The sequence below is a fragment of the Mycobacterium parmense genome, assembly GCF_010730575.1.
Lineage (GTDB): Bacteria > Actinomycetota > Actinomycetes > Mycobacteriales > Mycobacteriaceae > Mycobacterium > Mycobacterium parmense.
Window position 1 is genome coordinate 93,435 of sequence record NZ_AP022614.1, and the last position, 23,005, is coordinate 116,439.

The window sequence follows — 23,005 nt, forward strand, 5'->3', positions numbered from 1 at the left end:
GGGGTTCAACGCGCCAGTATGTTGACCGCGCCCTGGAACGCGCCCGGCAGCATCGCGCACGCCGGCACGATGGCGGACCGCGCCGCGCGGGGGGTGCCGGCCAGCACCAGAGCGCGGGTGAGCAGCCGGTAGTCGCGGGTCACCCGGTGCCATGCCGCCTCGTACGACGACGGCGCGTCGGCGACTATCGCGTCGACCGCCGCGGCCGCCTGCTTGACCGCCAGGCTGATGCCCTCGCCGGTGAGCGCGTCCTCGTATCCGGCCGCGTCCCCGACCAGTAACACCCGGCCCGCGACCCGGCGGGACACCACCTGGCGCAGCGGGCCGCAGCCGCGCGCCTGTGCCCGGCCGGCCCCCTCGAGCCGCCGGGCCAGCCGCGGGAACCATGCCAGGTCGGGTCGCCCGCGGGACAGGATCGCGACGCCGACCAGGTCGGCTTCGACCGGCGTCACGTACGCCTCACCCCAGCGCGACCAGTGCACCTCGACGAACTCCGACCACGCCGGCACCCGGAAATGCCAGCGCACGCCGTAACGCCGCGGTGCGCCCGCCCTGGTTGTGATGCCGAGGGCGCGGCGGACCGGCGAATGCAGGCCGTCGGCCGCAACCATCCACCTCGCGCGCACCCCGGCGGCCGTCACTCCCCGCGCGTCCTGCCGGACGCCGGTCACCCGGGCCCGGATCCATTCGGTGTCTTGTTCTTTGGCCCGCGCCGCCAGCGCCGCGTGCAAGGTGGTGCGGCGCACACCGCGGCCCGGTCCGTTCACGAACCGCGCCTGTGCCCGGCGGTGTTCGCTGACGTAAGCGATTCCGCGCAGGGGCATCCCGGCCGGGTCGACGCCCAGCGATGTCAGTTCGCACAGGCCGCCGGGCATCAACCCCTCGCCGCACGCCTTGTCGATCGGGCCTTCGCGCGGCTCGGCCACTATGACCGAAAGCCCTTGTGCGCGAGCGTGTAACGCGGTCGCCAGGCCCGCGGGCCCGCCGCCCGCGATCAGCAGATCGGTGTCGAAGCCCGTCACGCGTAGCCCAACGCGGAGTTCTCGACCTGCAGCCGGACCCTCAGCAACAACGCGTTGGCCACCGTGAAGGCGGCGGCCGTCAGCCACGCCGTGTGCACCAGCGGCAGCGCGACGCCTTCGGCCACGACGGCGACGTAGTTGGGGTGGTGCAGCCATCGGTAGGGGCCCTGGCGCACCAACGGCGCCTGCGGCAGGACGATCACCCGGGTGTTCCAGCGGCGGCCCAGCGTCGTGATGCACCACCAGCGCAACCCCTGGCTGAGCGCCACGACGGCCAGCATGGGCCAGCCCAGCCACGGGAGGAACGGCCGGTGCAACGCCCACGGTTCGACGAGGCAGCCGGCCAGCAGGGCGGTGTGAATGCCCACCATCACGGGGTAGTGCGAACGACCGAACTCCCGGGCGCCCTGGGCGAACGACCATTGCGCGTTGCGGTTGGACACCACCAGTTCGACGACGCGTTCGATCGCGACCGCCAAGACCAGTAGGTAGTACATGCCTGCCACTATTCCTCTGCGATCCGGTTGCGACGACCGATCTATCCGGTGACTGTCCCGATCACGGATAGGCCGCCGCGGCGGTTCAACCGGCAACCGCTGCCGCCGCGGCCCACGGCGGGCCGCGTTAGGGTCGAGGATATGCGGCTGCTGGTGACCGGTGCGACGGGCTGTGTGGGATCGCGGCTGGTCACCGCCCTGCTGACCGCTGGGCACCAGGTCGGGGCGGCCAACCGGGACCCCAAGCGCCTCGCGGACCTGGTCGAATCGTGGGACCACCCGAGGGTGGCGTCGGCCAGCGGCCCGCGCGACCGGGTGCCCGACCCAATGAGATTGGTCGACAACGTTCCAGGGCCGCTCGCGGGCGCGGTCCGAACCGGCCTCGACGTCGTGATCGCCCTGACCCCGAAGGTGCGCCCTGCATGAGCCAGTCCGTCACGTCGCAGCACAGCGGCTTCTTCTCCGAGGTGCAGCGCGCGGCCACCAAGGTGGCCGCGCCCCAGAACGAGTCGCCCGGCGTCGTGCGACGACGACGCGTCGTCGTCGCGATCACGCTGGTGGTCGGCGCCGTGGTGCTGGGCTTCTCGCTGCGGTGCCACCCCGGGGAGGACAGCTTCTACTGGTTGACCTTGGCGCTGGCGGCGGTGTGGCTCGCCGGTGGGTTCATCTCCGGTCCGCTGCACCTCGGCGGCATCTGCTGGCGCGGCCGCAATCAGCGGCCGGTCATCATAGGGACGACGGTCGGGCTCCTGCTCGGCGGGGTGTTCGTGGTGGGCGGATTGATCGCCCGGGAGATCACGCCCGTGGCCGAGTTGATCACCCGCGTGCTGCTCTACGCCCACCAGGGGTGGTATCCGGTGATCGTCGCGATCACGCTCGTCAACGGCGTCGCCGAAGAGGTGTTCTTCCGCGGCGCGCTCTACACCGCCCTGGGCCGCTACCACCCCGTCGTGATCTCGACCGTCCTGTACACCTGCGCGACGCTGGCCAGCGGAAACCCGATGCTCGGTTTCGCCGCGATCATCTTGGGGACGGTGTGCGCCTTCGAACGCCGGGCGACCGGGGGAGTGCTGGCACCGATGCTCACCCACCTGGTCTGGGGGCTGATCATGGTCCTCGTGTTGCCCCCGATGTTCGGCGTCTGAAGCCTGCTATCCCACCGCGGCCACGACGTCACGCTTGAGCGCGCGGTATGCCGCGGCCTGCAGCGGCCGGGCCGCCAGCCAGTACAACCGCCCCGGGATGCCGGTCGGAAGGAAGATCGCCCGCTGCGTGTACCGGCTGCCGCCGCCGTCTTGCGGCGTGACCGTCAGTTCCAGCCACGTCCGCCCCGGGGCCCGCCGGCGCGATCGCAATCGGATCATCGAGCCCGGTTCTCGCTCCTCGATGCTCCAGCGCCGCAGCCGGCGGCCCTGCGCGGCGTTCTCGACCGCCTTCCACAGGGCCTCGGGGGCGTCGGCGGTCGCGGCGGTCTGCACATCGGAGTACACGACCTCGCCCGCCCAGTCGGGGTCGCTGGGCAGCGCCTCGGCCGGCTCGGATCGCAGTGACGCCCAGGTAGCTTCGGGCAGGCCGCGTCTCGCGCGGTCAAGCGCGAGGGCGACCGCGCTCCGATAGTCGGTGAGGCCGCCGGGCGGGGGTGCGATGACGCCGTCGATGTCCGAATTGCGCATCACCGCATCGCATTCCAGTGATTCGACCAGCGGCCGGGCCAGGCCCGAGGGGATGGGAGTCACCGACCCCACCCACAGGCTGGCGATCGTCGGGGTCAAAAACGGCAGCACGATCATGTGGCGCCGGCCCAGGCCGGCCACCTCCGCGTAGATGCGCATCATCTCGCCGTATTCCAGGACGTCGGGTCCGCCGATATCCCAGGTCCGCGACGAGGGCACCGGCGCACTGGCAGCCGCAACCAGGTAGTGCAGCACGTCGCGTACCGCGATGGGCTGGATCTTGTTGTGCACCCACTTCGGCGTGGTCATCACCGGCAGCCGGTCGGTGAGGTGGCGGATCATCTCGAACGACGCCGAGCCCGACCCGATGACGACCCCCGCCTGCAGCACCAGGGTCTCGATGCCGGAGTCGATCAGGGCGTCGCCCACCGCCGTGCGCGACTCGAGGTGCGGCGAGAGCTTGGTGCCCTCCGGGTGCAACCCGCTCAGGTACACCACCCGCCGCACCCCGGCACGGCGCGCGGCCGTCACCACGTTGCGCGCGGACCGGGATTCCTCGGCGGCGAAATCCTTCGACGTGCCCATCGAATGGACCAGGTAATAGACGACGTCGACCCCCTCGAACGCCGCGATGAGCGAGTCGACGTCGCCCAGATCGCCGCGGGCCACCTCGGCCCGGTCGCGCCACGGCACGTCCGAGAGTTTGGCCGGCATGCGCGCCAGCGCCCGCACCCGATAGCCCTCGTCGAGCAATCGCGGCGCCAGCCGGGCGCCGATGTATCCCGTCGCCCCGGTCACCAGGCAGCGCACCTGTTCGCTCATCGAGCCTCCGTTTCCTGCGTATCAGCCGTTCGGCTGACGCAAAGGAGGATTGCCCTTTCCGCCGGCCGGTAAGCGCCGCGGCGGTGACCGTCAGCGGTCGGTGAAGCGCGGGGTGCGGCGCTGCTGGAATGCCGTTGCCCCCTCGATGAAGTCGTGCGCCCGCAGCAGCCCCGACTGCCCCTCGTACTCGCGCTGCAGGGTCGGGTCCAACTCGGTGAGCGTGGCCGCGTTGATCGCGAGTTTGGTCTTGCCGAACGCCACGGCCGGCCCCGCCAGCAGGCGTGCGATCACCTTGTCCACCTCGGCTTCGAAGCCGTCGGCCGGGTAGACCGCGCTGATCAGGCCGTAGGCCAGCGCGTCGGCGGCCGGCAGCCGTTCGGGCAGCAGCGCCATGCGCATCGCGCGGATCCGGCCGACCGCGGCGGCGATCAGCGTCGACGCGCCGCCGTCGGGCATCAGCCCTATCTGAGTGAAGGCGAGCATGAAAAACGCCTTCTCCGAAGCCAATACGACGTCGCAGGCGAGGGCCAGCGACACGCCGACGCCGGCGGCCGGTCCCTGCACCACGGCCACCACCGGATGCGGCAACGTGGTGATGGCCCGCATCAGCCGGTTGATCTCGAGGATGATCTCGTCCGGCGGGACTGCGCCGCCGCGGGACACGTCGTCGGCGCTTATGCCCGCCCCGGAGCAGAAGCCGCGCCCCGCACCCCCGAGGCGCACAACCCTGACGTCGGGGTCCGTCGCGGCGAGCTCGATCGCGTCGGCGAGCCCCGTGATCACCGGAACGGTTAGCGAATTCAGGCTGTCGGCACGGTCGATGGTCACCGACAGCACGCCCTCGGACAGCGCGACGTCGAGACCCGTGACGGGGTTCAGGGTGTCGATCACGGATTGCGGCATGAGCTCACATTAGGTGACCGGGAAAGCGACCGGCCTACGCGGCCGCCGGGTGCGGCTGCAAAGATGCGATCGGCCGGTGTTTTCCGGGTTCCGGCCGAGCCGTCAGAGCAGACGAAAGGTCGGTGTGCCGTGGCTGGACCGCTGAGTGGGTTGCGTGTGGTGGAGCTGGCGGGCATCGGCCCCGGCCCGCACGCCGCGATGATCCTGGGCGACCTGGGAGCCGACGTGGTGCGCATCGACCGGCCGTCCAAGGGCCCGGGCGGGGTGGCCAAGGACGCCATGCTGCGCAACCGGCGCATCGTGACGGCCGACCTCAAGTCCGACGAGGGGCGCGGATTCGTGCTCAAGCTGGTGGCAAAGGCCGACGTGCTGATCGAGGGCTTTCGCCCGGGCGTCACCGAGCGCCTGGGGCTGGGTCCCGAGCAGTGCGCCGCGGTCAACGACCGGCTGATCTATGCCCGGATGACCGGCTGGGGCCAGACCGGCCCGCGCAGCCAGCAGGCGGGCCACGACATCAACTACATCTCGCTCAACGGCATCCTGCACGCCATCGGCCGCGCCGACCAGCGGCCGGTGCCGCCGTTGAACCTGGTCGGCGACTTCGGCGGCGGGTCGATGTTCTTGCTGCTGGGCATCCTGTCTGCCCTCTGGGAGCGGCAGACGTCCGGCAAGGGCCAGGTGGTCGACGCCGCGATGGTGGACGGTTCCAGCATCCTGATCCAGATGATGTGGTCGATGCGGGGCATGGGCGTCTGGTCGGACACCCGCGGCGTCAACATGCTCGACGGCGGCGCGCCCTACTACGACACCTACGAGTGCGCCGACGGCCGCTACGTCGCCGTCGGCGCGATCGAGCCCCAGTTCTACGCGGCCATGCTGACCGGCCTGGGTCTGGACGGCGCCGACCTGCCGCCGCAGAACGACGTCAGCCGCTGGCCGGAACTGCGCGCGGTGTTGACCGAGAAGTTCGCCGGCCGCGACCGCGACCACTGGGCTAAGGTGTTCGCGGACTCCGACGCCTGCGTGACGCCGGTGCTGGCGTTCGGCGAGGTGCACACCGAGCCGCACATCACCGAGCGCAACACCTTTTACGAGGTCAACGGAAGTCTCGAGCCATTGCCCGCGCCGCGGTTCTCCCGGTCCGTACCCGACACACCGCGGCCCCCGGCGGCGCCGCTGGACGACGCCGAAGCCGTGCTCAGGGATTGGGTATAGTTCCCGACCAACAGGTTGGTCGGTAGAACTTCAGCAGCGATAGGAAGGATTCGGATGCAGATCAGGGACGCCGTAGCCGTCGTCACCGGGGGTGCCTCGGGGCTGGGCCTGGCCACCACCAAGAGGCTGCTCGACGCCGGCGCGCAGGTGGTGGTGATCGACCTCCGGGGCGAGGAGGCCGTTCGCGAGCTCGGCGAGCGCGCGCGATTCGTGGAGGCCGACGTCACCGACGAGGCCGCCGTCGCCAAGGCGCTGGACGTGGCGGAGTCGCTGGGCCCGCTGCGCATCAACGTCAACTGTGCCGGCATCGGCAACGCCATCAAGACGCTGTCCAAGGACGGCCCGTTCCCGCTGGACGGCTTCAAGAAGGTCATCGGGGTCAACCTGATCGGCACGTTCAACGTGCTGCGGTTGGCCGCCGAGCGCATCGCCAAGACCGAACCCGTCGGCCCGCCGGACTCCCCGGAGCGGGGCGTCATCGTCAACACCGCCTCGGTCGCGGCGTTCGAGGGCCAGATCGGCCAGGCCGCCTACTCGGCGTCCAAGGGCGGCGTGGTCGGGATGACGCTGCCGATCGCACGCGACCTGGCGCGCGAACTCATCCGCGTGGTGACCATCGCGCCCGGTCTGTTCAAGACCCCGTTGCTGGGTTCCCTGCCCGAGGAGGCGCAGAAGTCGCTGGGCAAGCAGGTGCCCCACCCGGCTCGGCTCGGCGACCCCGACGAATACGGTGCGCTCGCGGTCCACATCATCGAGAATCCGATGCTCAACGGCGAGGTCATCCGCCTCGACGGCGCCATCCGGATGGCGCCCCGCTGAGCACCGGTGACCCCGGAGACACGGAGACACCGGAGACACCGGAGACAAGGAAAGCCCCCCGCGTCGCGGGGGGCTTTCCTAACTCGGCGAGGGATCCGTCGGCTAGCGGCGGAACCATCGACTGACGGCGGGTTCGGCCATTAAAAGGCGCGCAAGCACACTCATGGGTTACCTCAACTCGCCGTCGGCAGCGAGTCTTCGAACTGCTCTGAGGTGACGCCCTCGACGAGCATGTCGCCGTGGTAGAGGGCTTCGAAGTCAGCTTTGATGACGTCGGCACTTGAGTCGTCGATCCACATGTCCATGAGCGTATGGGCCGCCCTTAAGGAATCTTTGAGTCCCCATTCGGAAAATGGTGGCAATTTACTGGCCGGTAGGTTTCTCGCCGGTAAGGGGGCCAATCCGCCTCCTGATCTGCTCACCTGACGCATACTTTTCTTGCCGGACTCTTACTCTCGGGCAGGTTTGACGTTTGCGGTGAACCAAACGGATGCGGCCTTCGTAGAGGTGGCAGGAGCTGTTCGGCACCTGTTACTTAGCGTTGTTAAGTTATCGCCGGTAGCGCGGCCGGGTCTCGGGCCCGGCGGCGGGGAGGGCTCGAAATATGCTGCAGGGGATCGCGCGTCTGGCCATCGCCGCGCCGCGGCGCATCATCGCCATCGGTGTTCTGGTTTTCGTGGCCGCCGCGGTGTTCGGGATCCCGGTCGCCAAGACCCTTTCCGCCGGCGGGTTCCAGGACCCCAACTCCGAGTCCTCCCACGCCCTCGATGTGCTCCGGCACAAGTTCGGGCAGAGCGATCAGCAGATGCTCATCCTGGTCACCGCGCCCGACGGCGCCCGCAGCGAACAGGCCGCCAAGGTGGGCACCGATCTCGCCGGCGTCCTGCAGCGCTCGCCGCTGGTGTACAACGTGACCTCGCCCTGGACCGCGCCCCCGCAGGCGTCCGCCGACCTGATCAGCACCGACGGCAAAACGGGACTGATCGTGGTCAACCTCAAGGGCGGTGAGAACAACGCGCAGAAATACGCCCAGACCCTGTCGGACGACTTCGTCCACGACCGCGACGGTGTCACCGTCCGCGCGGGTGGCACGGCCATGGTCTACGCGCAGATCAACACCCAGAACCAGAAAGACCTCCTGGAGATGGAGGCGATCGCGATCCCGCTGAGCTTCCTCGTGTTGATCTGGGTGTTCGGCGGGCTGCTGGCAGCGGCGCTGCCGATGGCCCTGGGCGCATTGGCCGTCGTGGGCTCCATGTCGGTGCTGCACCTCATGACGTTCACCACCGAGGTGTCCATCTTCGCGCTCAACCTGAGCACGGCGATGGGTTTGGCGCTGGCCATCGACTACACGCTGCTGATCGTCAGCCGCTACCGCGACGAGTTGGCCGAGGGCCGGGACCGCCACGACGCGCTGGTCCGCACCATGGTCACGTCGGGACGCACGGTGTTGTTCTCCGCGGTCACGGTTGCGCTGTCCATGTCGGCCACGGCCCTGTTCCCGATGTACTTCCTCAAGTCGTTCGCCTACGCGGGCATCGCCACGGTGGCGTTCGTCGCCATCGCGTCCATCGTGCTCACCCCGGCCGCGATCGTCCTGCTGGGCCCGCGGCTGGACGCCCTGGACGTGCGCCGGCTGCTGCGGCGTATCTCAGGCAGGGGGGACCCGGCACCCAAGCCCGTCGAGCAGCTGTTCTGGTACCGGTCCAGCAAGTTCGTGATGCGGCACTGGCTACCCGTCGGCCTGGCCGTCATCGCGTTCCTGGTGTTGCTCGGCGTCCCGTTCGCCTCGGTGAAATGGGGCTTCCCGGACGAGCGGGTGCTGCCGCGGTCGGCGTCGGCGCATCAGGTCGGTGAGCAGTTGCGGCACAACTTCGCGCACGACTCCGCGACGGCGGTGCCCGTCGTCATCCCCGACGCGCAAGGCCTGGGACCGGCCGACCTCGACACGTACGCCGTCGCCCTCTCGCAGGTGCCCGACGTGTCGGCGGTGACCTCGCCGACGGGGACGTTCGTCGCAGGCAAACTGGTGAGCCCGCCCGCCGCGGCCGCCGGGATGGCCGACGGCAGTGCCTTCCTGACCGTGAGCAGCACGGCGCCGCTGTTCTCGCCCGCCTCGGCCACCCAGCTCTCCCGGCTGCACGCGGTGCCCGGGCCGGCGGGCCGGCCGGTCGAGATGGCCGGCGTCGCGCAGGTCAACCGGGACAGCGTGAACGCCGTGACGCACCGGCTCGCGCCGGTGCTGGGACTGATGGCCCTCATCACGTGCTGCCTGCTGTTCCTGCTCACGGGCAGCGTGCTGCTGCCGCTCAAGGCGCTGGTCTGCAATGTTCTGTCGCTGAGCGCGGCCTTCGGCGCACTGGTCTGGATCTTCCAGGACGGCCACTGGGGAGCGCTGGGCACGACGCCGAGCGGCACGTTGGTGGCGAACATGCCCGTCCTGCTGTTCTGCATCGCATTCGGCCTGTCCATGGACTACGAGGTCTTCCTGGTTTCGAGGATCCGGGAGTACTGGCTGGCCTCGGGCGCGGCCCGGCCGGCGACGCCGAGCCCCGCCGAGGCGCGCGCCGCCAACGACGAGAGCGTTGCGCTGGGTGTCGCCCGCACCGGCCGGGTGATCACCGCCGCGGCGCTGGTGATGTCGATGTCGTTCGCCGCGCTGATGCCCGCGCACGTGTCGTTCATGCGGATGTTCGGCATGGGCCTGACGCTGGCGGTCATCGCGGACGCCACGCTGGTGCGAATGGTCCTGGTCCCGGCGTTCATGCACATACTGGGGCGTTGGAACTGGTGGGCGCCCGCCCCGCTGGCGTGGTTGCACGACCGGCTGGGCATCACCGAGGCGCCCGCTGCGCAGGCCGCGAGCCCCGAGCGGAGCGACGCGCCGCTGGGGCACAACGGGCGTCCGGTCACGGAGTCGGTCACCAAGATTGGCTAGCGAGGGCGCAGCGGCGAACGTGACGCCGGCAACGAATCCCAGGCTCGACAATCCGCTCTTCGCGCGGATCTGGCCGTTCGTTGCCGCCCACGAAGCTGAGGCGCTGCGGCGCCGACCGGACCCGGCCGCCTAGCTCAGTAGTGCGGGCAACCGCTGCAGCAGCCCGGGCAGGGCCCGGCTGGCGGGCTCGCGGATGCTGATCGTGGCGTTGTGGGTCAGCGGCGTGACCTCGGGGTTGACCTCGATGACGGCCGTGCCGCGCGCCAGCGCGAGCTCGGGCAGACCGGCCGCCGGATAGACCATCGCGGAAGTGCCCACGACCACCACCACGTCGGCGGCCTCGGTCGCTTCGACGGCGCGCTGCCACGGCTCGTCGGGCAGCGGCTCACCGAACCACACGATGTCGGGCCGGATCAGGCCGCCGCAGTGGCAGACCGGCGGTTCGACCTCGAGCAACGGTTCCGGCATCTGCGGCAGGTCGCCGTTGTAGCGCATACCGCAACTGGCGCAACGGAATTCGAATAGGCTACCGTGCAGGTGATGCACCGGCGCGCTGCCGGCGCGCTCATGCAGGTCGTCGACGTTCTGGGTGACGACGCTGACCTCGACGTGGTCCTGCCAGGCGGCGATCGCCCGGTGCCCCGCATTGGGCATCACGTCGGCCACCAGGTAGTGGCGCCACAGATACCAGCCCCAGACCCGCTCGGGATTGTCACGCCATCCCTGGGTGCTGGACAACTCGTAGGGATCGAAGCGCGCCCACAGCCCGTTCTTGTCGTCGCGGAACGTCGGCACGCCGCTCTCGGCGGAGATTCCCGCGCCGCTCAGGACCGTTATTCGCATCTCACAAAGATAGTCGCGCCGGGGACATACTGAGTGGGTGGAACTGAGCGAGTGGTTGCGGGTCGACACGAAGGCGGGCAGGCCGCTGTTCGACCAGCTCAGGACGCAGGTCATCGACGGGGTCCGCGACGGCGCGCTGCCCCCGGGCACCCGGCTGCCGACGGTACGGGACCTGGCCGGTCAGCTGGGCGTCGCCGCCAACACCGTGGCCCGCGCCTACCGTGAGCTGGAGACCGCGGCCATCATCGAAACCCGCGGCCGATTCGGGACTTTCATCGCCCGCTACGACCCGACCGACGCCGCCATGGCGGCCGCGGCACGCGAATACCTGGACGTGGCAGCCCGATTGGGGCTGAGCAAGGCCGACGCCGTGCGTTACGTCGAGGAAGTTGGCGACGACGGAAACCGTCGCTAGCCCAACCGGCCGCTACCGCAGCACTTTTGCCAGTGTCCGCAGATTGCGCGTGGTGGTCGACGACTTGTAGCGCGGCTTGCCCATCGTCTTGCCGACCGCGCTGTCCAGCGTGCTGCCCTTGGGCACCTGCCAGTAGAGGACGCCCTCGCCGGGACTGATCTTCTCGTCCGGACCGGCGCCGTCGGCGAGGGCGGCGAGCTCGGTGAGCACCGCTTTGTCGGCGACGAAGGTGATGTAGGACTGGTATCCGTCGACCTCGCGCTCGAACGGGTAGGCCTCGACGAGGCAGCGCACCGCGTCGAGCGCGTAGACCAGCACCCAGGCGTCGTAGCCGAACCTGTCGCGCAGCGCGGCCTCCGCCTTCTTGCGCACGGTGGCCGCCGTGGCCGGGGACTCCAGCAGCACGTTTCCGCTGGCCAGGATGGTGCGCACCCCGGTAAATCCCGCGTCGGTCAGCGCTGCGGCCACCTCGGCCATCATGAGATTCACGCCGCCGACGTTGACGCCGCGCAGGAAGGCGGCATATTTGGTCATGAACCGATTTCACCAGGCCTGCCGCGACGTAGAGTCGTCGGCATGGGACGCCATGTCATCGACGACAAGCTCTTGGCCGTGATCAGCGGGAACTCCCTGGGAGCGCTGGCCACGATCAAACGCGACGGCCGCCCGCAGCTCTCGATCGTGCGGTATCACTTCGAGGCACGCGACATGGTGCTGCGCGTGTCGATCACCGAGCCGCGGGCCAAGACGCGAAACCTGCGCCGCGACCCGCGCGCGTCGCTGCTGGTCGACGCCGACGACGGTTGGTCCTACGCAGTCGCCGAGGGAACGGCCGAACTGACGCCGCCCGCGGCGGCCCCCGACGACGACACCGTCGAGGCGCTGATTGCCTTGTACCGCAACGTCGCCGGCGAGCATCCCGACTGGGATGACTACCGGCGGGCGATGGTCACCGACCGGCGGGTGCTGCTGACGCTGCCGATCTCACACGTCTACGGCATGCCGCCGGGTGTGCGTTAGCCGCCCGCAATCGGCGAGTGGGCGCTAGGCTGCCGCTATGGCCGCATCGAAGTCTCCCGAGTCGGAGTCGGAAGACGACACCAAGCGCAAGTTCCGGGAAGCCCTGGACCGCAAGATGTCCAAGTCGGCGGGGGCATCGGAGCACAAGGACGGCCGGGGCAAGCAGTCGCGGGCGCACGGTCCGGTGGAGAACCGTCGGGAATTCCGCCGCAAGAGTGGCTGAAGTTCTGCGGTAGAGGCGGTTTCGTTCAATCGGGCCTCTGCCGACCCCCCATGAAAGCCCCCGGCGCGCTACCGCAGCGCCGGTTCTAAGATGAACGGGTGCCGAAACTGCAGCTCGTCCAAGACCCGGCCGCCGACGCTCTGCTGGATGACAACCCGTTCGCGCTGCTCGTCGGCATGCTGCTCGACCAGCAGGTGCCGATGGAGACCGCGTTCGCGGGGCCCAAGAAGATCGCGGACCGGATGGGTGGCTTCGACGCCGGGGAGATAGCCGACTACGACCCGGAGAAGTTCGCGGCCTTGTGCTCCCAGAAGCCGGCGATACACCGCTTTCCGGGATCGATGGCCAAGCGCATCCAGGCGCTCGCGCAGATCATCGTGGAGGTCTACGGCGGCAATGCGGCCGGCTTGTGGACAGACGGCGAGCCCGACGGCAGGGAACTGCTGCGACGACTCAAGGAGCTGCCCGGTTTCGGGGCGCAGAAGGCGCAGATCTTCCTGGCGCTGCTGGGCAAGCAGTACGGGGTGACGCCGTCGGGCTGGCGCGAAGCGGCCGGGGACTTCGGCCGGCCCGGCACACACATATCCGTCGCCGATATCGTCGACGCCCGTTCGCTCGGGCAGGTGCGATCACACAAGAAGCAGATGAAGGCGGCGGCCAAGGCGGCGAAGTAGCCGGTCACCAGAAGGGAAGGGCGGCAACGTGAAGACCCACATTACGTGCCCGTGCGGCGAGGCCATTGTCGGCAAGGACGAGGACGAGCTGGTTGAGCTGACGCAGGCTCACCTGGCCAGCGTGCACCCGGGCCTCGACTACGACCGCGACGCCATACTGTTCATGGCCTACTGAGCGAAAGGGCGCGTGTCACCGTCGCGGTGAGACGCGCCCTTTCGAACGAACGGCCGCTCAGGGCACGACCGTCGAGCCGATCGTGGGCAAGAACTGGCACTGCTTCTCCTTGGTGGTGACCTGCCCGAAGATCGTCGACATGATGCTGCCCGAACCGGTGTCGGCGATCGCGGTCAGCGTCGTCGGTCCCTCGGCGTTGATGTCGGTGCGCGGCTTGAGCGCGACCGTCCCGGACTTGCCCGTGGTCAGGTTGACCCAGGTGACGTTCAAGGGCAGCTTCTGCACCTCGGCGGGACCGGGGGTGCCGACCGCGGTGAAGACGTAGGCGGTCTGGCCGGGACCCGGACCGGGTGTCGGGATCTTGGCCGGTCCCGCGACCGACAACGCGGTCGCGATGGCACTGGTGCCGTCCGCGAGGCAGTTCGTACCGATCGAGGGATACATGAAGTCCTGCGTGGGCGGTGCGTCAGGCCCGAAGTTCGGCGCGGGACTCGGCGCGGGAGCCGGCGCCGGTACGGCATCCGGCGCGGGTGCCGCGGCGGGTGCGGCCGCGGGGGCAGGCGCCGGTGCGGGTGCCGCGGCCGACGGCGCAGGTGCCGGAGCGGCCAGTGGAGCCGGACCCGCGGCGTGGGCCGGGTCGATGCCGGTTGGCAGGTGTGACTGTGCGCCGGGTTCGATTCCCGCCGCCGGCACGTGGGGGACCGGCGCGCCGTCGGGCACGGGTGCGGCGGCCGGCGCTGCCGGTGTGGCGGCGAACTGATTCACTGACGCGGCAACGCTTTTCGACTCGGAGGGGGCACTCGGGTTGTGCGCGAACGCCTGCGCGGCGGCCATCAACAGCTGGGTGGCCTGCTGGGGATCACCGGCCGCCTGCTGGATGATCGGGCTCAGCTCCGACAACGCGGGTAGGCCCGGCAGCTGCGGGGCGGCCGACTTGGGTTGCGGTGTCGGCTGCGGCGCCGGGTCGGCCGCCGCGTTCGGGGACATCCCGAACGCGGCAGCCGATGCCATGGCGACAGCGGCCAAACCCTTGGAAAGATTCCAACTGCTTGCCATGACGTCCTCCGGTCTCGGTAGTGGTTAGCCGTCTGACGGGCTGATCAGGGCAGGGCGGCGAGCAGGCCCGACGACGGTGTCGGTGCTGCGGGGTTGGCCGGCGCGGCCGGTGCCGCCGGCGTGCCCGGAGCCTGTCCCGTCGCCAGTGCCGTCAGATCCTGCGGAAGCGTCAGCTTCGGCGGCACGTTGGCCCCCAGGCCCGACGGCAACGCCGGCATGTTGACCTGCGCCTGCGGGAGCTGAGGGGTGGGCGGGGTCGCGGGCGCGGCGGGCGTCGAGAGCCCGGGGACGGCCGGAAGACCCGGCAGCGACGAAGCGGCCGGACCGGTGGGCGCCGCGGGCGCGGCTGCCGGCTGCTGGGTCAGGCCCTGGATCAGGCCGGGGATGCCGGACGGGCTCGCAGCCGGGGCGGCAGGAGTGCTGGCGGCCGGAGGCGTGAGGCCCGGAATCGACGGAAGGCCCGCCGGCGACGACACCGGTGACGTCGCGCCCGCGGCCGGAACGCCCGGGAAGCTGATCCCCGGAGTCGCCGGGGCGGCCGGCGGGGTCGCGCCCAGCGCGGTGGCGAGGTTCTGCAGGATCTGCGGCGCGTTCGCCGCCGAGGCGATCAGCTGCTGCGGGATGCTCGACACGTCCGGCACCGGCGGCGCCGGGTCGGCGTGGGCGATGCCGCCCGTGAGTAGCGCGGCGGACGAACCGACGACGACGGCGGTTGCACGCAAGTAGGTCCAGATGGTTGGCATGATTCTCCCTGGTATTCGACGACTGGTCCGCCGCCGAAACTACGGTGTTACTGATGGGACTCAAGTGACACGTGTGGCATTTATTTGATCGTTATCGATACGAGTGACGGCGGTGACCCGGCCGAGCCGCGAGTTTGCCGGGGAGGCACACCCGCCGGGCCTGCCCGATACCGGCGGTGACCGCCGACGATGGCCCGGTGGCCGCCGCGATCGCTAAAGTCGGGCGCATAGACACGACCTCGGCCGCCGCGGCGGCATCCCACTCCCGGCGGTCGGCGAGTCCTGCGGTCGCGGCGGCGCCGGCCTTGTTCATCGCGAGCGTCGCGGCGCGCTTCGCCTGGACCTACCTCACTGCGCACGGCGCGAACTTCGTCGACCTGCACGTCTACCTCGGCGGCGCGGCCGCGATCGACCATCCGGGCACCCTGTACCGCTACGTCTACGCCGACCAGACGCCGGACTTCCCGCTGCCCTTCACCTATCCGCCCTTCGCCGCGATCGTCTTCTACCCGCTGCACCTGCTGCCGTTCGGCCCGGTCGCCTTCCTCTGGCAACTCGCGACGGTGGCCGCGCTGTACGGCGCGGTCCGGGTGAGCCAGCGACTGATGGGCTCCGCGGGGGGCCACCGGATCGCGATGCTGTGGACGGCGGTCTGCATCTGGATTGAGCCGATGCGCAGCACATTCGACTATGGACAGGTCAATGTCGCGCTGATGCTCGCCGTCCTGTGGGCGGTCGCGAGCACCCGCTGGTGGCTGTCGGGGCTACTGATCGGGCTGGCGGCCGGAATCAAGCTGACCCCGGCGATCTCGGGTGTGTATCTGGCCGGCGTCCGGCGATGGGGCGCGGCGGCGTTCTCGGCGCTCGTCTTCGTGGCCACCGTCGGCGTGTCGGCTCTGATCGTCGGCGACCAAACCCGCTACTACTTCACGGTTCTGCTGGGTGACGCGCACCGGGTGGGGCCGATCGCCACGTCGTTCAACCAATCGTGGCGGGGCGGCATCTCCCGCATCCTGGGGCACGACGCCGGGTTCGGTCCGCTGGTCTTGGTCGCCATCGGCGTCACCGCGGTGCTGGCCATCCTGGCCTGGACGGCGCTGGACGGCTCGGACCGGCTGGGCAAGTTGCTGGTGGTCGAGTTGTTCGGACTGCTGCTCTCGCCGATCTCGTGGAGCCATCACTGGGTGTGGCTGGTGCCGTTGATGATGTGGGCGATCCACGGGCCGCTGCGCGAGCGCGCCGGCGCGCGGATCGTGGGATGGGGATGGCTGGCGCTCACCCTGGTCGGCGTGCCGTGGCTGCTGAGCTTCGCGCAGCCGACGATCTGGCAGATCAGCCGGCCGTGGTACCTGGCCTGGGCGGGGCTGGTCTACGTCGTGGCGGCGGTGGCGACGTTGGGCTGGATCGCCGCGACCGGGACTACTCTGCGACGATCCCGTCGATGTCGCGCGCCATGTCCACGTCCTTCTCGGTGATGCCACCCTCGGAGTGCGTGACGAGCGCGAAAGTGACTGTACGCCAACGGATATCGATGTCCGGGTGATGGTCCTTGCTCTCGGCGTGCTCGCCCACCCGGCGCACGGCGTCGATGCCGGCGAGGAACGACGGGAACTTGATCGACCGGCGCAGGGCGCCGTCGGCGCGCTCCCATCCGTTCAGGCCGGGCAGTGCGGCGTCTACTTGCTCATCGGTTAACACAGCCATATCCGCAACCTTTCTCTGCACGAAAACGCTTGCTAAATGCCATTTTACGCCTTAGCCGTGGCGCCGTGAGGGCGGTTTGATCCCGATCCCCATCCCTATCCGACTGCGGCCCACGGGCCTGCGTTGCCGCACGGTCTGACGCGTCCGGGGTCGTTTTCGCCGGAATTTAACCCATGGTGTGAACGGGGGTATTACCCTCGATATGAGGATTTCGCGGCATCTAGAGAACACAGGTATGAGCGAGAGGAATGACGGGATGGGACAACTGATCGGTGTGGTCGCAGCGGCAGCGGCCATCGCCTTCGCTCCAGTCCCGCAGGCACCTACCCCCGCGACCACGATCCAGGGTGACCCGTGTCAGGTCTGGCACGCCACCACGCAGGATGTCGCCGGGCAGACGCTGTACTGCGTGCGTACATCCGACGGCAAGAACATGTACTGGATGCCCCATCTGACGGACGGAAACTAATCCGAAAATTTTGGTGCAGGGCACCGGGGTGGGGCTTCCCCGCCAGCCAAATTTCCCAAGTATCAGCACGCCGCAACCCAACTCGCGTGACACGCATCCGACCCGGATTTGCCCGGTATCCCGTCTCCTTCCCGCGGCCCGGTTCCTAAGGCCGTCTCCGCAGCTGAGTCTAAATATCATGCGGCACAACGTATCTGGGGACTAAACCGTTGTTATCCCATCGTTAAAGTGTCGATGGCCATGCGCGTTGTTGTTGTCCGGGAACGGCTTAAGGGCCAGGTCGCACATGACGAATTCCCTGCGCACCCAGCGCATAGGCCCAACCTGGGTTACACGCGCATAGGGCGGCGCCAGGCGATGGACATCTTCATTGGGATGCCGTCGATGATCCAACTTCATCCGATTTCCACCGTCCCACCGTCATCAGGCGAGAAATTGGTTGCGAATAACGACCCCTACACCGGTACCGGGTTTGCTATGTTTCCCCAGGTGAGGTACGGCGTTGGCTGCCGCAGAACACAGCCATGGCTTCACCGTACCGCCGCGTTTGCCCGGGTGGACGGGAGCGATCCCGAACAGGCCCGCGCGGGGGGCGCTCTACCCGAAGTCGGCCCGACTGAGGAGAATCCGTGTCTGTGAGAAGCAACGGGTGTCGTGGCCGGGGGAGCGTCGGATGCCGGCCGTAGTCACCGGCGGGGCGTCGGGGATCGGCCGGGCGGTGGTGGAGCGGCTGCGCCGGGCGGGCGACGACGTGACCGTATGGGACATTACGGGCGGTGACATCGATTGCGACGTCAGCGATCCGGACGCGGTGTCGACCGCCATCGCGGCCACGGTCGCCCGGCACGGACCGCCGACCCGCCTGGTTGCCTGTGCGGGGGTGGGCGCCAGCGGCCTGCTGCTCGAACAGACACCGGAGCAATGGCGCCGCGTCCTCGATGTCAACCTGACCGGAACGTGGTTGACACTGCGCGCCGTCGCGCAAGCCATGGCCGAGGGCGGCGCCGGCGGGTCGATCGTGGCCGTGTCGAGCATCAGCGGCACCATCGCGGACCGGGACATGGGCGCCTACTGCGTGTCCAAGGCCGGCATCGACATGCTGGTGCGGGTGGCCGCGGCCGAATGGGGCCGGCACGGAATCAGGGTCAACGCCGTGGGCCCGGGCGTGACGCGCACGCCGATGCTGGCCAAACCGGAGGCGCTCCCGGGCTGGGTCGAGGGACTGACCGAACGCACCGCGCTCGGGCGGCTGGGGGAGGCCGACGACATCGCCGAGGCCATCGTGGGGCTGCTCGGCATGCGCTGGGTGACGGGTCAAACGCTGTTCGCGGACGGCGGGCTCGCGCTGTACAGCCCGATCAACGCCTACGGACAGATTCAGCGGCTCACCAACCCGCCGGCATAGACGGCGTCGCGCCGCGACCGTATACCGTCACTGCCCATGCCGACACAGATCGTCGTCGCGGGCGCCGTTATCTGCGGCTCCACGGTGTTGGTGGCACAGCGGCTGCGCCCGCCGGAGTTGGCCGGCCGCTGGGAACTGCCCGGCGGCAAGGTAGCGCCGGGCGAGAGCGAACGCGACGCGCTGGCCCGCGAGTTGGCCGAGGAGCTGGGCCTGCAGGCCCGCGACGTCGTGGTCGGTGATCGCCTCGGGCCGGACATCGCGGTGAACGACACGCTGACGCTGCGGGCTTATCGGGTGCGGCTCATCCGGGGCGAGCCGGACGCGCGCGACCACGGCGCCCTGCGCTGGGTGAGCGCCGGGGAGCTGCGCGACGTCGACTGGGTGCCCGCCGACCGAGGCTGGCTCGACGACCTGACACGCGCCCTCTCATAACCAGTCCACAGTCGATCGGCAGGCTTTGGACAGGCCCGCTGAAGGTCACGAACGTCAACTTGAGATATAACAACCCGACTTGTAACAAACGATGTTCGGATCAGCCGGGAGGTCCGGCGCTTGGGGGCCGACCGCGCGCCGACCGCTTCGGTCGCGGGCGTGCGGCTTGACGGACCGGGTATCCGAGACCACCGCGGCGAGGGTCGAGCGAACGGCCCGGCGAGACCGAGCGACGCGACGGATGAGGAGGGCGCCGTTGACTGCCACACCGCACATTGGTGGACCTCTCGAGGAGCTCCTCGAGCGCAGCGGACGATTCTTCACCCCGGGCGAGTTCTCGGCGGATCTGCGCACGGTCACGCGTCGCGGCGGCCGCGAAGCCGACGTGTTCTACCGCGACAGGTGGAGCCACGACAAGGTGGTCCGGTCCACTCACGGCGTCAACTGCACCGGATCGTGCTCGTGGCAGATCTACGTCAAGGACGGGATCATCACCTGGGAGACCCAGCAGACCGACTACCCGTCGGTGGGCCCGGACCGGCCCGAATACGAGCCGCGCGGGTGTCCCCGCGGCGCGTCGTTCTCCTGGTACAGCTATTCGCCCACCCGGGTGCGCTACCCCTACGCCCGCGGCGAGCTGATGCAGATGTACCGGGAGGCCAAGGCGCGCCTGGGCGATCCGGTTCTGGCGTGGGCGGACATTCAGGCCGATCCCGAACGCCGCCGCCGCTACCAACGCGCCCGCGGTAAGGGCGGGCTGGTGCGGGTCACCTGGGCCGAGGCCACCGAACTGATCGCCGCCGCCCACGTGCACACCATCAAGACCTACGGTCCGGACCGGGTCGCCGGCTTCTCCCCGATCCCGGCGATGTCGATGGTGTCCTACGCCGCCGGCTCGCGGTTCTTCGAACTCATCGGCGGCGCCATGACGTCGTTCTACGACTGGTACGCCGACCTTCCGGTGGCTTCCCCGCAGGTGTTCGGCGACCAGACCGACGTGCCCGAATCGGGGGACTGGTGGGATGCGGCCTACCTGATGATGTGGGGCTCCAATGTCCCGATCACCAGGACCCCCGATGCGCACTGGATGGCCGAGGCGCGCTACCGCGGAACCAAGGTCGTGAGCGTCAGCCCCGACTACGCCGACAACACCAAGTTCGCCGACGAGTGGATGCCCTGCGCCGCCGGCACCGACGGCGCGCTGGCCATGGCGATGGGGCACGTCATCCTCTCGGAATGCTATGTCAACAAACAGGTTCCGTTCTTCGTTGACTTCTCGCGCCGATACACCGACCTGCCGTTTCTGATCAAGCTGGAAGAGCGCGGCGGCATGCTGGTGCCGGGCAAGAACCTCACGGCGGCCGACCTGGGCGAGGCGGTCGAGAACGCGGCGCTCAAGCCGGCGGTACTGGACGAAGTCACCGGTTCGGCGGTGGTGCCGCACGGCTCGCTGGGTTTCCGCTACGGCGAGGACGGCGTGGGCAAGTGGAACCTCGATCTCGGCGACCTGGCGCCCGCGCTGAGCGTGCGCGACGCGCACGGCACGAACGGGGGCTCCAGCGCCGCGGTGGTGCACTTGCCCAGCTTCGACACCGTCAACGGCGAGGGCACGACGATCGCACGCGGCGTTCCGGTGCGCCGGATCGGAAAGCACACGGTGTGCACGGTTTTCGACCTGATGCTCGCCCACTACGGGGTCGCGCGCCCGGGCCTGCCCGGCGACTGGCCCACCGGCTACGACGACGCGACCCAGCAGAACACCCCGGCGTGGCAGGAGGCCATCACCGGAGTGTCGGCGGCGCAGGCCATCCGGGTGGCCCGCGAATTCGCCTGCAGCTCAGAGGAATCCGGCGGCCGATCGATGATCATCATGGGCAGCGGCATCAATCAGTGGTTCCACGGCGACGCCACCTACCGCGCGGTGCTGGCCCTGCTGATGCTGACCGGGTCGATGGGCCGCAACGGCGGCGGCTGGGCCCACTACGTCGGGCAGGAGAAAGTGCGGCCGCTCACCGGATTTCAGACCATGGCGATGGCGACCGACTGGGTGCGGCCGCCGCGCCAGGTGCCCGGCGCCTCGTATTGGTACGTCCACACCGACCAGTGGCGTTACGACGGCTATGCGGCCGACAAGTTGTCCAGCCCGCTGGGCCGGGGCCGGTTCGCGGGCAAGCACACCATGGACCTGCTGGCCTCGGCGTCGGCCATGGGCTGGAGCCCGTTCTATCCCCAGTTCGACCGATCGAGTCTGGACGTGGCCGACGAGGCACGCGCCGCGGGTCGCGACGTCGCCGAGTATGTCGCCGAGCAACTCGGGCGGCGGGAACTCAAGCTGGCCGTCACCGATCCCGACAATCCCGCGAACTGGCCGCGGGTGCTTACGGTGTGGCGGGCCAACCTGATCGGCTCGTCGGGCAAGGGCGGCGAGTACTTCCTGCGTCATCTCTTGGGTACCGATTCCAACGTCCAGGCCGAGCCCCCGGCCGACGGGATACGGCCGGTCGACGTGACCTGCGACGGGGACATCCCGGACGGCAAGCTCGACTTGATGATGTCGATCGACTTCCGGATGACATCGACGACTTTGGTGTCGGACGTGGTGCTTCCTGCGGCGACCTGGTACGAGAAGGCCGATATTTCCAGCACCGACATGCATCCGTACGTGCACGCGTTCAGCGCCGCGACCGACCCGCCCTGGGAAACCCGTTCGGATTTCGACGCTTTCGGCGCCATCGCACGTGCGTTCAGCGCGATGGCCAAACGTCATCTGGGCACCCGCAGCGATGTGGTGCTCACCGCGCTGCAGCACGACACTCCGGACGCGATGGTCTACCCCGACGGCACCGAAAACGACTGGTTGCATACCGGCGTGACGCCGACGCCGGGGCGGACGATGCCGAAGCTCACCGTGGTGGAGCGCGACTACGGCGCCGTCTACGACAAATGGCTGACGCTGGGGCCGCTCGTGGAGACATTCGGTCTGACCACCAAAGGCGTGACCGTACAGCCGTTCCGGGAGGTCGAGGAGCTGGCGGCCAAGTTCGGCGTGATGGATTCCGGTGTGGCCGCCGGCCGTCCGGCCATCACCACCGCCGCCCGGATGGCCGACGTGCTGCTGGCGCTGTCCGGAACGACCAACGGTCGCCTCGCGGTAGAGGGTTTCCGCGAGCTGGAGAAGCGCACCGGCCAGCGGCTCGCGCACCTGGCCGAGGGCAGCGAAGACCGCCGCGTCACCTACGCCGATACCCAGGCCCGTCCCGTCCAGGTGAACACCAGCCCGGAGTGGTCGGGCAGTGAGACGGGCGGCCGCCGCTACGCGCCGTTCACCGTCAACATCGAAAATCTCAAGCCGTTCCACACCCTGACCGGGCGGATGCACTTCTACCTGGCCCACGACTGGGTGGAGGAGCTCGGCGAGCATCTGCCCGTCTTCCGTCCGCCGCTGGACATGGCGCGGTTGTTCGGTCAGCCCGAGCTCGGCCCCACCGACGACGGAATCGGGCTCACCGTGCGGTATCTGACGCCGCACTCGAAGTGGTCGTTCCACTCCACCTATCAGGACAACCTGTACATGCTCACGTTGTCGCGTGGTGGTCCCACCATGTGGATGAGTCCCGGCGATGCGGCGAAAATCGGTGTGCGCGACAATGATTGGGTCGAGGCGGTGAACACCAACGGCATCTACGTGTGCCGCGCGATCGTCTCGCATCGCATGCCCGACGGCGTGGTGTTCGTCTACCACGTGCAGGAACGCACGGTGGACACGCCGCGCACCGAGACCAACAACAAGCGCGGCGGCAACCACAACGCGCTGACGCGGATACGGATCAAGCCCAGCCACCTCGCCGGTGGCTACGGCCAGCATGCGTTCGCGTTCAACTACATGGGCCCCACCGGCAACCAGCGCGACGAGGTGACCGTGGTGCGCCGCCGCGGCCAGGAGGTGACCTACTGACC

25 protein-coding genes and 1 pseudogene are annotated in these 23,005 nt (G+C 69.2%); 16 read left to right on the forward strand and 10 right to left on the reverse strand.

Translation table 11 applies throughout. The features are described from left to right. Positions 1-5: 5 nt before the first annotated feature. Positions 6-1,022, reverse strand: a complete 1,017-nt coding sequence (locus G6N48_RS00465) for an NAD(P)/FAD-dependent oxidoreductase (protein ID WP_085269342.1) — start codon at positions 1,020-1,022, stop codon at positions 6-8. Further along, complete coding sequence (locus tag G6N48_RS00470; protein WP_085269341.1) at positions 1,019-1,519, reverse strand: isoprenylcysteine carboxyl methyltransferase family protein; 501 nt, start codon at positions 1,517-1,519, stop codon at positions 1,019-1,021. Before G6N48_RS00470 ends, G6N48_RS00465 begins: the two co-directional genes overlap by 4 nt. A gap of 153 nt (positions 1,520-1,672) precedes the next feature. Here G6N48_RS00470 and G6N48_RS28860 point away from each other — a divergent pair, with 153 nt between their 5' ends. Together G6N48_RS28860 and G6N48_RS00480 are read left to right on the forward strand one after the other, a co-directional pair. Beyond that, positions 1,673-1,945 (forward strand): hypothetical protein, encoded by a 273-nt coding sequence (locus tag G6N48_RS28860; protein WP_408632581.1) that lies wholly within the window; start codon positions 1,673-1,675, stop codon positions 1,943-1,945. Beyond that, positions 1,942-2,664: a CPBP family intramembrane glutamic endopeptidase gene (locus tag G6N48_RS00480; RefSeq protein WP_085269339.1), complete on the forward strand. Its 723-nt coding sequence runs from the start codon at positions 1,942-1,944 to the stop codon at positions 2,662-2,664. Before G6N48_RS28860 ends, G6N48_RS00480 begins: the two co-directional genes overlap by 4 nt. A gap of 6 nt (positions 2,665-2,670) precedes the next feature. Here the strand turns inward: G6N48_RS00480 and G6N48_RS00485 are convergent, their stop codons facing one another. Both G6N48_RS00485 and G6N48_RS00490 read right to left on the reverse strand, forming a co-directional pair. Next, on the reverse strand, positions 2,671-4,014 hold the full coding sequence (locus G6N48_RS00485; RefSeq protein WP_085269338.1) for a DUF2867 domain-containing protein: 1,344 nt from the start codon (positions 4,012-4,014) through the stop codon (positions 2,671-2,673). A gap of 90 nt (positions 4,015-4,104) precedes the next feature. Then, positions 4,105-4,917: an enoyl-CoA hydratase gene (locus tag G6N48_RS00490; protein WP_085269337.1), complete on the reverse strand. Its 813-nt coding sequence runs from the start codon at positions 4,915-4,917 to the stop codon at positions 4,105-4,107. Between the two features lie 129 nt (positions 4,918-5,046). Between G6N48_RS00490 and G6N48_RS00495 the strand changes: the two genes are divergently transcribed. Then, positions 5,047-6,132 (forward strand): CaiB/BaiF CoA transferase family protein, encoded by a 1,086-nt coding sequence (locus G6N48_RS00495; RefSeq protein WP_085269336.1) that lies wholly within the window; start codon positions 5,047-5,049, stop codon positions 6,130-6,132. Between the two features lie 54 nt (positions 6,133-6,186). Beyond that, the gene (locus tag G6N48_RS00500; protein WP_085269335.1) at positions 6,187-6,951 is read left to right on the forward strand and encodes a 3-hydroxyacyl-CoA dehydrogenase; all 765 of its coding nucleotides are present in this window, start codon (positions 6,187-6,189) and stop codon (positions 6,949-6,951) included. Positions 6,952-7,124: 173 nt separating this feature from the next. Here G6N48_RS00500 and G6N48_RS28555 read toward each other — a convergent pair whose 3' ends face one another. Then, positions 7,125-7,250, reverse strand: coding sequence for a hypothetical protein (locus tag G6N48_RS28555; RefSeq protein ID WP_139825783.1), 126 nt, complete (start codon positions 7,248-7,250; stop codon positions 7,125-7,127). Positions 7,251-7,555: 305 nt separating this feature from the next. Between G6N48_RS28555 and G6N48_RS00505 the strand changes: the two genes are divergently transcribed. Together G6N48_RS00505 and G6N48_RS28005 are read left to right on the forward strand one after the other, a co-directional pair. Beyond that, entirely contained in the window at positions 7,556-9,889 is a 2,334-nt protein-coding gene (locus tag G6N48_RS00505) for an MMPL family transporter (RefSeq protein WP_085269334.1), read from the forward strand. Continuing rightward, a pseudogene (locus G6N48_RS28005) lies at positions 9,882-9,998 on the forward strand (hypothetical protein); the annotation flags it as partial. The gene G6N48_RS00505 and the pseudogene G6N48_RS28005, both read left to right, overlap by 8 nt. A gap of 20 nt (positions 9,999-10,018) precedes the next feature. Here the strand turns inward: G6N48_RS28005 and G6N48_RS00510 are convergent. Continuing rightward, the gene (locus G6N48_RS00510) at positions 10,019-10,732 is read right to left on the reverse strand and encodes an NAD-dependent deacylase (protein WP_085269333.1); all 714 of its coding nucleotides are present in this window, start codon (positions 10,730-10,732) and stop codon (positions 10,019-10,021) included. A gap of 37 nt (positions 10,733-10,769) precedes the next feature. Here G6N48_RS00510 and G6N48_RS00515 point away from each other — a divergent pair, with 37 nt between their 5' ends. Next, on the forward strand, positions 10,770-11,147 hold the full coding sequence (locus tag G6N48_RS00515) for a GntR family transcriptional regulator (protein WP_085269332.1): 378 nt from the start codon (positions 10,770-10,772) through the stop codon (positions 11,145-11,147). 12 nt (positions 11,148-11,159) lie between these two features. Here G6N48_RS00515 and G6N48_RS00520 read toward each other — a convergent pair whose 3' ends face one another. After that, complete coding sequence (locus G6N48_RS00520) at positions 11,160-11,681, reverse strand: DUF1697 domain-containing protein (RefSeq protein ID WP_085269331.1); 522 nt, start codon at positions 11,679-11,681, stop codon at positions 11,160-11,162. A gap of 42 nt (positions 11,682-11,723) precedes the next feature. Between G6N48_RS00520 and G6N48_RS00525 the strand changes: the two genes are divergently transcribed. The 4 genes from G6N48_RS00525 (at position 11,724) to G6N48_RS00540 (ending at position 13,239) form a co-directional block, all read left to right on the forward strand. Further along, positions 11,724-12,167, forward strand: a complete 444-nt coding sequence (locus G6N48_RS00525; RefSeq protein WP_085269330.1) for a PPOX class F420-dependent oxidoreductase — start codon at positions 11,724-11,726, stop codon at positions 12,165-12,167. A gap of 37 nt (positions 12,168-12,204) precedes the next feature. Then, the gene (locus G6N48_RS00530) at positions 12,205-12,390 is read left to right on the forward strand and encodes a DUF5302 domain-containing protein (protein WP_085269329.1); all 186 of its coding nucleotides are present in this window, start codon (positions 12,205-12,207) and stop codon (positions 12,388-12,390) included. Positions 12,391-12,488: 98 nt separating this feature from the next. Next, positions 12,489-13,064 carry an HhH-GPD-type base excision DNA repair protein gene (locus G6N48_RS00535; protein WP_085269328.1) on the forward strand — a complete coding sequence of 192 codons (576 nt, stop codon included), beginning with the start codon at positions 12,489-12,491 and terminating at the stop codon, positions 13,062-13,064. A 28-nt stretch (positions 13,065-13,092) separates the two neighbouring features. Next, positions 13,093-13,239, forward strand: a complete 147-nt coding sequence (locus G6N48_RS00540; protein WP_063892814.1) for a hypothetical protein — start codon at positions 13,093-13,095, stop codon at positions 13,237-13,239. A 57-nt stretch (positions 13,240-13,296) separates the two neighbouring features. Here G6N48_RS00540 and G6N48_RS00545 read toward each other — a convergent pair whose 3' ends face one another. Together G6N48_RS00545 and G6N48_RS00550 are read right to left on the reverse strand one after the other, a co-directional pair. Beyond that, on the reverse strand, positions 13,297-14,295 hold the full coding sequence (locus tag G6N48_RS00545; RefSeq protein ID WP_085269327.1) for an Rv1157c family protein: 999 nt from the start codon (positions 14,293-14,295) through the stop codon (positions 13,297-13,299). Positions 14,296-14,339: 44 nt separating this feature from the next. Continuing rightward, on the reverse strand, positions 14,340-15,038 hold the full coding sequence (locus G6N48_RS00550; RefSeq protein WP_179969833.1) for a hypothetical protein: 699 nt from the start codon (positions 15,036-15,038) through the stop codon (positions 14,340-14,342). A 176-nt stretch (positions 15,039-15,214) separates the two neighbouring features. Between G6N48_RS00550 and G6N48_RS00555 the strand changes: the two genes are divergently transcribed. Beyond that, complete coding sequence (locus G6N48_RS00555) at positions 15,215-16,513, forward strand: mannosyltransferase (protein WP_085269326.1); 1,299 nt, start codon at positions 15,215-15,217, stop codon at positions 16,511-16,513. On the opposite strand, the gene G6N48_RS00560 is transcribed toward G6N48_RS00555, so the two are convergent. After that, positions 16,458-16,742, reverse strand: a complete 285-nt coding sequence (locus tag G6N48_RS00560; protein ID WP_085269325.1) for a 4a-hydroxytetrahydrobiopterin dehydratase — start codon at positions 16,740-16,742, stop codon at positions 16,458-16,460. The genes G6N48_RS00555 and G6N48_RS00560 overlap by 56 nt on opposite strands. 235 nt (positions 16,743-16,977) lie before the next feature. On the opposite strand from G6N48_RS00560, the gene G6N48_RS00565 reads away from it, so the two are divergent. The 4 genes from G6N48_RS00565 to G6N48_RS00580 all read left to right on the forward strand — a co-directional run bounded on the left by G6N48_RS00565 (position 16,978) and on the right by G6N48_RS00580 (position 23,003). Next, a complete protein-coding gene (locus G6N48_RS00565) occupies positions 16,978-17,211 on the forward strand; it encodes a hypothetical protein (RefSeq protein ID WP_085269324.1) in 234 nt (77 codons plus the stop codon). Positions 17,212-17,884: 673 nt separating this feature from the next. Beyond that, a complete protein-coding gene (locus tag G6N48_RS00570; protein ID WP_085269323.1) occupies positions 17,885-18,616 on the forward strand; it encodes an SDR family NAD(P)-dependent oxidoreductase in 732 nt (243 codons plus the stop codon). A gap of 36 nt (positions 18,617-18,652) precedes the next feature. Then, the gene (locus tag G6N48_RS00575) at positions 18,653-19,048 is read left to right on the forward strand and encodes a (deoxy)nucleoside triphosphate pyrophosphohydrolase (protein WP_085269322.1); all 396 of its coding nucleotides are present in this window, start codon (positions 18,653-18,655) and stop codon (positions 19,046-19,048) included. Positions 19,049-19,304: 256 nt separating this feature from the next. Then, positions 19,305-23,003 carry a nitrate reductase subunit alpha gene (locus tag G6N48_RS00580; protein WP_085269459.1) on the forward strand — a complete coding sequence of 1,233 codons (3,699 nt, stop codon included), beginning with the start codon at positions 19,305-19,307 and terminating at the stop codon, positions 23,001-23,003. The last annotated feature ends 2 nt before the right edge of the window (positions 23,004-23,005 follow it).